Source organism: Lentibacillus kapialis (genome assembly GCF_014646635.1).
Classification (GTDB): Bacteria; Bacillota; Bacilli; order Bacillales; family Amphibacillaceae; genus Lentibacillus; species Lentibacillus kapialis.
The window spans coordinates 1-7598 of sequence record NZ_BMNQ01000087.1; the positions used below are offsets into that span (position 1 = coordinate 1).

At 38.8% G+C, this 7598-nt stretch carries 12 protein-coding genes; 2 read left to right on the forward strand and 10 right to left on the reverse strand.

The features are described 5' to 3' along the window. A partial coding sequence (locus IEW67_RS18545) for a transposase (protein ID WP_188634279.1) occupies positions 1–219 on the forward strand: 219 nt, incomplete at its 5' end. 29 nt (positions 220–248) lie between these two features. Next, positions 249–500: a transposase gene (locus IEW67_RS18550; RefSeq protein WP_444543272.1), complete on the forward strand. Its 252-nt coding sequence runs from the start codon at positions 249–251 to the stop codon at positions 498–500. Here the strand turns inward: IEW67_RS18550 and IEW67_RS18615 are convergent. The 10 genes from IEW67_RS18615 to IEW67_RS17095 form a co-directional block, all read right to left on the reverse strand. After that, the gene (locus IEW67_RS18615) at positions 474–665 is read right to left on the reverse strand and encodes a DUF4176 domain-containing protein (RefSeq protein ID WP_188634280.1); all 192 of its coding nucleotides are present in this window, start codon (positions 663–665) and stop codon (positions 474–476) included. The genes IEW67_RS18550 and IEW67_RS18615 overlap by 27 nt on opposite strands. 226 nt (positions 666–891) lie before the next feature. Beyond that, positions 892–1101, reverse strand: a complete 210-nt coding sequence (locus IEW67_RS17055) for a hypothetical protein (RefSeq protein ID WP_188634281.1) — start codon at positions 1099–1101, stop codon at positions 892–894. A gap of 26 nt (positions 1102–1127) precedes the next feature. Then, positions 1128–1637: a hypothetical protein gene (locus IEW67_RS17060; protein ID WP_188634282.1), complete on the reverse strand. Its 510-nt coding sequence runs from the start codon at positions 1635–1637 to the stop codon at positions 1128–1130. A gap of 21 nt (positions 1638–1658) precedes the next feature. Then, positions 1659–2330 (reverse strand): Tad domain-containing protein, encoded by a 672-nt coding sequence (locus IEW67_RS17065; protein ID WP_188634283.1) that lies wholly within the window; start codon positions 2328–2330, stop codon positions 1659–1661. After that, entirely contained in the window at positions 2327–2737 is a 411-nt protein-coding gene (locus IEW67_RS17070; protein ID WP_229671923.1) for a TadE/TadG family type IV pilus assembly protein, read from the reverse strand. The genes IEW67_RS17065 and IEW67_RS17070 overlap by 4 nt, the downstream gene beginning before the upstream one ends. A gap of 48 nt (positions 2738–2785) precedes the next feature. After that, positions 2786–3616 carry a hypothetical protein gene (locus IEW67_RS17075; RefSeq protein WP_188634285.1) on the reverse strand — a complete coding sequence of 277 codons (831 nt, stop codon included), beginning with the start codon at positions 3614–3616 and terminating at the stop codon, positions 2786–2788. A 29-nt stretch (positions 3617–3645) separates the two neighbouring features. Beyond that, positions 3646–4989 (reverse strand): hypothetical protein, encoded by a 1344-nt coding sequence (locus IEW67_RS17080; protein ID WP_188634286.1) that lies wholly within the window; start codon positions 4987–4989, stop codon positions 3646–3648. A 16-nt stretch (positions 4990–5005) separates the two neighbouring features. Continuing rightward, entirely contained in the window at positions 5006–5722 is a 717-nt protein-coding gene (locus tag IEW67_RS17085; RefSeq protein WP_188634287.1) for a hypothetical protein, read from the reverse strand. A 50-nt stretch (positions 5723–5772) separates the two neighbouring features. Further along, complete coding sequence (locus IEW67_RS17090) at positions 5773–6600, reverse strand: hypothetical protein (RefSeq protein ID WP_188634288.1); 828 nt, start codon at positions 6598–6600, stop codon at positions 5773–5775. A gap of 64 nt (positions 6601–6664) precedes the next feature. Next, on the reverse strand, positions 6665–7378 hold the full coding sequence (locus tag IEW67_RS17095) for a hypothetical protein (RefSeq protein WP_188634289.1): 714 nt from the start codon (positions 7376–7378) through the stop codon (positions 6665–6667). Positions 7379–7598: the final 220 nt, after the last annotated feature.

Genomic DNA, 7598 nt, shown 5'->3' on the forward strand with positions numbered 1-7598 from the left:
TATGTGACCGATGCCATGCATGACGTACGCAAAGATGTCCAAAAAAACTTGCCGACACAGGCAAGAAAGCAACTAAAGCGTCATCATCACTTGCTGGAAAAACGCTATGATGCCTTAACTCATAAGAAACAAGCAACTGTCCAAGCCATTTTAAAGTATGATGAACAGCTAAACGCTGCATACAACTGGAAAGAGGCTTTATTGATTGGTACGACTTAAGTGCCGATGCGAAGCAAGCTAAGCGGACATTGGATCAGTGGTATAAACAAGGTCACCAATTTCACCACGCAGCTGTTGAATCCTGTATCAAAACCATTCAGAACTGGGAGACAGAAATTATCAACTATCATCGGCTGCGATTTACAAATGCGGTTGTGGAAGGACGCCATAATAAAATAAAAGCTTTACAACGGCGCCATTATTTCACTCGTAATCGGAATTTATACAAAGATCGTATCTTAGTCGAGTGCAACTTAGCTTACATGAAAGGGATTGCTTAATGGCGTCAACCATAGATTTTGGTGTTGAGCCTTTATTGTTTTCTCATACTTTTCCTGGAATAATTCCTCCTGTTTATCCTTATATCCTTCGAAATATACCTTTTCTAGATTTTCGCTGTTAAAAAATATGTCTTCTCCTCTACTTGACCCTTCGGATAAATACAAGCAGAATAATCCATTTTATTTATATATTGCGATTCTTTCAGTACTGAATTGGTTATATGGGTTAAACCGAGAAAATACACTGATCTTATATTATTATTTAATTTCTTAAATTCATTTAACATTATGAACACATCAGTATTGTTTATGGAAAATATCCCGCCAATCCATTTTTAACCATTAAGGTATATAAGAAAAGGGAAGACTCGACTTGCATCTTCCCTGTCATTTAAACAGCGTCTTTGCCTTCTTTCTCCTTTATTGAATTCAAATGATTTTTTCTCATTAAAGGAATTCCTACCCCGACCACGACAGCTGTTATTGGAAATCCACCCGTACCTGCCAGCCATTCGACAACAGCGATCGGCACATAAATCGCATAAATAAAAATCATCAGGATCAGATAAAACCTTCTCCACCGCTTTTCGGATTTAGACATCTTCTCATCTCCTTTCAAATGGTTGATTAGCCTTCTTCCTCAAGTTCAAGATTATATTCATCCGCCAAATCTTCCATTTTTTGATCTGCCTTTTGTGCCTTTTCTCCAGCCTCCATATACTTTTCATCAGCTTCCATGAGCACCTTATCCGCTTCCGCTTCACTAATGGACTTGTCAACCATTTTCTCCAGTACATCGAATTTCATTTGAAATGCTTCATACCAAGTATCGACTTGATCGACTCGCAATGAATGGTATTCCTTGACGACTTCTGGTTCCGGTTCCTGTGAGTCCATGTAATCTTTAATTTCATCAACGAGCGGCAGCAATTCATTCGTTTGTATGTCAAGAGCTTCTTCAATTGATGCCGAACTAAGCGATTTTTCATTAAGCGTATTGATTTCCGTTATTTTGTTATTCACATTTTCAACATAACCGTTATGATAGTCCACCAACTCTTCCGCCTCTGCTGATGCACAGGCAGCCAACAGCATTACTCCGATTAAACATATAAACACCTTCATTTTCCGGTCCATTCAATCAACCCTTTCGTAAAATCATTCAAGCGAAGTTACTGTATCTCCATCCCATACAATTTCTAAAAAATCAATCTTAGGTCCTGCTGACTCCTGATAGACATTTTCCTGAATTCCATCCATAAACCCATCAAATGAGACTGATTCCAGTTCATTGGCAGCTCGCACATAAAAACGATTATCCTTGATGCTTAATTCGGCACCTTCTAACACACCATCATTCGTAATAATGGCACTTTTTGTTTTGTTAATAACCTCTGTTTCAATATCCTCATTTCCCAGTAGTTCTATTAACTGGCTTCTCACTTCGTCTTTATTAAGTTCTTCGCTTAAAACTTGATCAAATGCTTCCAATTCAATCTCATTAGTTGTCCAGTCATGATAACTCGAACTGCCTGATAGTTCAGATGTTCTTTCTTCAACCTTCTCTTCAATTTCCTCAAAGAATGCCTGAACTGCTCCTTCGAGAGTTTCATCTTCATATTCATATGTCACTTGCCGTACTTCCTCATAAAACACACTTGACGCCGTCATGCTTGCCTGCTGCACGGTGGTCCCTGACTGTTCCTTTGTAGCCAAGGCTCCACCAAGGTTCACAACAAAAATCAACAAAATCATTATAATGCTTAACATGCCAAGTACAAATAGTGCAATATTACCGTCCTCGTTTCGAATCCGCTTCTTGATCATCATTCAATCACCCTGCTGCTTGCCGTTGCTGAATATGGGATAGAAGGGGTTGAATACCCAAATATTTCACTGGGTAAAAACACCAATCGAATATTTGCACTTGCTTTTGCTGTAAATTCTTTACTGCCCAGGTTTGAACCCGAGACATCCTGGTTTTGCAAATAATTACCAGTTGTCGAAAGAATTTTGTTAGCTGCTTGGGTCGCTTCCCCGTTATTCTGTGTAATGGAATACACCTTTGCATATTCATTTGCTGCAGACTGTGTCACCACGACACCATTAATTCCTACAATAAATTGCCAGATAATCATAAGTAACAGCAGTGCTAAGGGTAAAATCCCTATAAATTCTATAGTTGCCGAACCGTCTTCAATTTTCATTTTTCTTTTAATTTTTTGTAATAGATTCACAGATTGACACTCCTGCATTTTGAAATAGAAGACAATTGGGAACTCCAGTTATCGACTCAATTTAGGATACCTCAGGTCCTTAATCAACGTCTTTGTGGACTCCTTTTGTCTTTTTAAATAGTCTCTCTGTACAGTCTTAATAAATTCCTCTTTGGAAAGAGTCTCTAAATCATCTACATAAGTGGCTTGGTCTAAAGATGTTTTTAATTTTTCCTTCCCCTGCGAAAACTGCCTGATATATTGTTTTATTTCAGCATTTGCTAAACGGCTGAACGTTTTGTTCTGACTGATAATGTCATAAAGGGATGCGAAGTAATCAATGGATTTATACGAAGTTTGACCCTGCGTGAACTGAATGTAATCCATTTCTGCATGAAGATCATGGACATGCTCGATGTTTTGTATCGTATATTGACTTCCTTGTTTCTCTTTTGCTTCTCTGTAATGTTCGAATTCATCCATCAGTTCAATCATTCGGTTTTGCAGGGATATAGCAGTATTCATTGATTGAAGGCATTCTTGAAGCACGTTTGATTCATAATCAGATAACCCAGCTTTCACAAGAGCCTCGTTTAGAAATGACCTTGTTTTGTAGAACCCTTTCATATTAATATTTTTTCGTTCTGTACCAATTTCTCGTGTAGCAGACATCCTGTTCATCAGTATGACAAGCCATTCAAAGGCTTCTTTATACACTTTATTTGAAATGTCAGATTCTACAGTCAGAATCACAATTTTTGTTGAGTTAAACCTTTGATAAAAGGCCAAATAGAAATGAGCTCCGTTAAAATATAGATGGTTCGATTCAATCCAGTATTTCTCAAACAGCTTTTTATGATTTTTAGCTTTGTTTTGCAGTGTCCGGTCTGTTACATTCATTTAAAACATCCTCCAATTTCCTGGTTAACTTACGAGAACAACCCTGTCACAGTATCCCAAGCTTTTTTCGCTGTATCCTTCGTTTTGTTCCACATCGCTTTACCAGTATCTTTCAAATTGCCTTTCCAATTATCTGCAACAAATTTAGCCCCTTTTGATACTGCCCAAATACCTGCGCCTACAGCAACCATACCTGCACCAACAGCCTGACCCCCGGGTATAGCGGTTGCGACAACACCTGCATTCATTAATGTATTACCCGCGCTGGCACCTGCATCTGCAACAGCCGATGTTTTATCTGCTCCGGACGCATCACTGGTCCAAACATCAACAGCCTTAGCTGATTTAAATCCTGTTTCAAAAGCAGAAATTCCTGTACCAACCGCCGCAGCAGCCACATTAAATTTGGATAACGCACCAACTGAAGCTGCTGGAGGTGTCTTACCAGAAATTTTACTTGATGCACTAGCTAAATCGCCGGCCGTATCAGTAGTTTTTTGTGCATTTCGAATATAATTATAATCTTTTACGCCACCGATACCATCAGATACGTGCGTGTATGTATCATACGCACCAAAAACCACATTATCGCCGACGCCAAGTTTCAGACCATTCATAAACAAACTGGAGGAAAACCGGCCACCATAACTCATTTTGGTATTATAACCCAAATTTTGCATATTTTGATAGGTTTGCAGATTGCCGGCCAAGTTTACCTGACCCATCATGATATCTTTAACAACATATTTGCCAACATCGTACTCTTGTGGAAGTGACGGAAAGTCTTCAAGGGAAGATGGATCATCTTTTGCTCCGTTTCCGTCGAAACTGCCACCATTCGTTCCGTTGCTATTATAACCTGGCATTAGCCAAGGATTCGCTAAACCGCTTAGTCCATTACTGAAACCCAACTGCACCCACGGTGCATCAGGTGTGCCATTTCCTATATAACCATCATCGGACCATGAATCACCCGTACCTCCAGGGCCATAGCCAAAACCTGGTTGTTTCCACGGTGAACCAGTAGTTCTATTCCCGTTAAAACTATCATTGTACCAAGGATTCCCAGTCATACCGTCCTGGGACCACCCTCTTAAATACCAAGGAATCCCATTCCAGTTCTGACCTTTCCATGAATTCGATCCATCACTGCCATCCCCGTTCCACGAATCACCTGTCCAGGTATCACCCTGCCATGTGTTACCTTTCCACTTTAAATCGTAACCATCCCATGCGTCGCCATTCCAAGTATCTCCTTCCCACGGATCTCCTGTCCAGGATTCTACTGCGTAAACTGTTGGGATGAAAACGGGCTGAACCGCCATAAATGCTATCGCCATCAACACAAATAATTTCTTTAGCCACTCACGCATACACACACCTGCTTTCTTACTTAAAATTTCCCTGTGCTATGACTTCAAGTGTCTCAAGAGATTCACGCCATTTAATCATATAAGATGTTAAAAGCATGATAATAAAAGGATAAATAATGATGTTTAGCGTCATTTGTGTTATCATCTGAGCTGCGAATGAAGATGTAATATTAAATAATTGATATGTAACAAGTATACCGAATAAAAGCTCAGCCAACCCTGCGAGCATAACGATTAACATAATCTTAAAAAAGTTCTTTTTGCCAACTCGAAAACCTTCTTTAAATGACTTCCAAACCGATTTCTCATCGAAAACACTGATATACGGAACCGGAAATACTAAAGCAAGAAAAATTAATCCTGGTAATATAAGAAATATAAATCCTATGGTGGTAAACACAGAAGCGATACATGCAAATACAAATACTGTAAAACCGTTAACCAAAAAATGATAAATTGAATTTCGTAAACTGTTTTCGGCTCCCTTATATTCATTATATATGAAACGAATGTAAGGGGTTTGTGCATAAAGGTATAATAATAGGGTTATAAGCCCATAGTAAATGTCTGCGAATGAATAAACAGCCGAATAACTCGGTGTAATCGCATATATGTAATTGGTCACAAATGAATGTACCATTAATAATGGTAAAGTCGTAACCAGCATAAGGATCAATACTTTTTCAAATTTGCTTGTGTATATTTCCCATGTGTATTTAAGCGGTTTTTCCATGGTATTCTCCTCGTTAACTTTATTATTACCCAATGTTTATCCCAAGATAGTCACCCGGGATACCTTAATTCTTTTCTTGATAACGCTTTTGTTTCTTCTAAGTTTTTATAAAAATCTTTTTTTGCACCTTCAATATGTTCTTCTCTTGTTAATTCCTCCATGTTCGGCTGGAATTTAACTCTTTCTATGTTTTCAAGTTGCTCTTCTTCCCCTTTTGAAAATTCAGTTAGATATCTTTTAACAGCTGTTGTCATATGTTTTTTTACTTCCGGATCATTTAATTCTTTAATATATTTAAATTTCGGTATGTACTCATAAATTGCAACTACCTGCCTGTATTGTATATAATCTATTTCTCCAAGATACTTAGCTTTTTTTTCCATATCCTGTCTTGTTATATTTTCTTCATCGCCATCATGATATTTTTGGTTTTTTTGTTGAAAGTCATCATATATGTTGATTATACGTTCCTGCAAATTTAAAATTACTTGGATTCTTTCAAGACAAAAATTAAAGATATCCTTGCTCTCTTGTGTTAGGTGGTTTCCGCCTTCATTTAAAACATCCGACAGAAATTTTTTCATAGTAGTAAAGGCATCCATGTTAGCACTTGACCTTTCACCGCCATGCTTTAAAATCAATGTGGTTAATTGTGCATGTTCCATTAATGCATCAAATGCTTCCATATACTCGCTTCTCTCGGCCCTAGAAGTTGGAGAAACCACTGCACAGTCAGTCATTTTCTTCCATTTGTAATAATTCACAAAAAAATAATGATGATTGTTAATTCGATAAGAGCCAGGATTAATGGTAAACGTTTCGAAAAATTTTTTATGTTTTTTTGCTTCTTTCTCGACAAGTGGGTCATCATACCTCATACTATTCACTCTCTTCTATCGTAGAAATTGAGAGTTAACAGAAACAGGCTATAGCCCATTTCTGTTAACTAAAAATACCCGTTACAGCGTCCCAGCCTTTTTTAGCAATATTTTTTGTGCCTTCCCAGGCTTTTTTGCCTGTATCTTTAATAGAATTCCAATTTTTAGCAACATACTTAGTAGCTTTCGAGGCTCCCCAGAGCACTGCCCCACCTGCTACCATAACGCCTCCAGCCACTCTTGCTCCTGGAATTGGAGCTGCAGAGGTAACAACACCGGCACTCATTAACGTGTTGCCTGCACTTGCTCCCACATCAGCTGCTGCAGCCGTTTTTTCAGCCCCACTGGCGTTACTATCCATCACTTTAGATGCAGTTTGCAAATTATTATAAGTTTCATAACCTGAATATGCAGTACCTAATGCTGCGGTGGCTACATTAAATTTGGATAAAGCCTTTTCCATTCCCACGGGTTTAGAGAGCTTTGGAAGTTTTTTGGACTTTGAACTTTTGGTTATATCTCTTCCTGCTCTTGAGGATTTCCTAACGTTTTTTGTATCTTTTATTTGTTTATATCCCTGAATTCCGTCTTTAAGATTTGAAACTCCCTCAGCTGAATCCGTAATTCTTTCGTCTACTCCGGCTAATTTCATGCCATTGACAAACATGTTTCCATACACGCCTCTTGCAGTAGAACCAAAACCGGAGCCTGTTCTTCCAACGTCCTGGTAACGTTGATGTTTTAAACCTGCTCCTACAACAGAAGCAGTGCCACCCATTACGTCTAGAGCAACAAACTTGACTGTCTCGGCTTTGGTTTTACCATCAACGGTGCCATTACCTACTGTTCCCTGGCCATTTGTTCCGTTGCCATTTGTGCTATTTCCGTTTGTTCCCTGGCCATTTGTTCCGTCGCCGTTTGTGCTATTTCCGTTTGTTCCCTGGCCATTTGTTCCGTCGCCGTTTGTGCTATTTCCGTTTGTTCCCTGGCCATTTGTT

Bases quoted from the DNA above. Each gene is read 5' to 3' on its own strand.
- IEW67_RS17060 (WP_188634282.1), bottom strand. From the start codon at position 1,637: ATGGACCGGAAAATGAAGGTGTTTATATGTTTAATCGGAGTAATGCTG.
- IEW67_RS17095 (WP_188634289.1), bottom strand. From the start codon at position 7,378: ATGGGTGGCACTGCTTCTGTTGTAGGAGCAGGTTTAAAACATCAACGT.
- IEW67_RS17085 (WP_188634287.1), bottom strand. From the start codon at position 5,722: ATGGAAAAACCGCTTAAATACACATGGGAAATATACACAAGCAAATTT.
- IEW67_RS17065 (WP_188634283.1), bottom strand. From the start codon at position 2,330: ATGATGATCAAGAAGCGGATTCGAAACGAGGACGGTAATATTGCACTA.
- IEW67_RS17075 (WP_188634285.1), bottom strand. From the start codon at position 3,616: ATGAATGTAACAGACCGGACACTGCAAAACAAAGCTAAAAATCATAAA.
- IEW67_RS17080 (WP_188634286.1), bottom strand. From the start codon at position 4,989: ATGCGTGAGTGGCTAAAGAAATTATTTGTGTTGATGGCGATAGCATTT.
- IEW67_RS17055 (WP_188634281.1), bottom strand. From the start codon at position 1,101: ATGTCTAAATCCGAAAAGCGGTGGAGAAGGTTTTATCTGATCCTGATG.
- IEW67_RS17090 (WP_188634288.1), bottom strand. From the start codon at position 6,600: ATGAGGTATGATGACCCACTTGTCGAGAAAGAAGCAAAAAAACATAAA.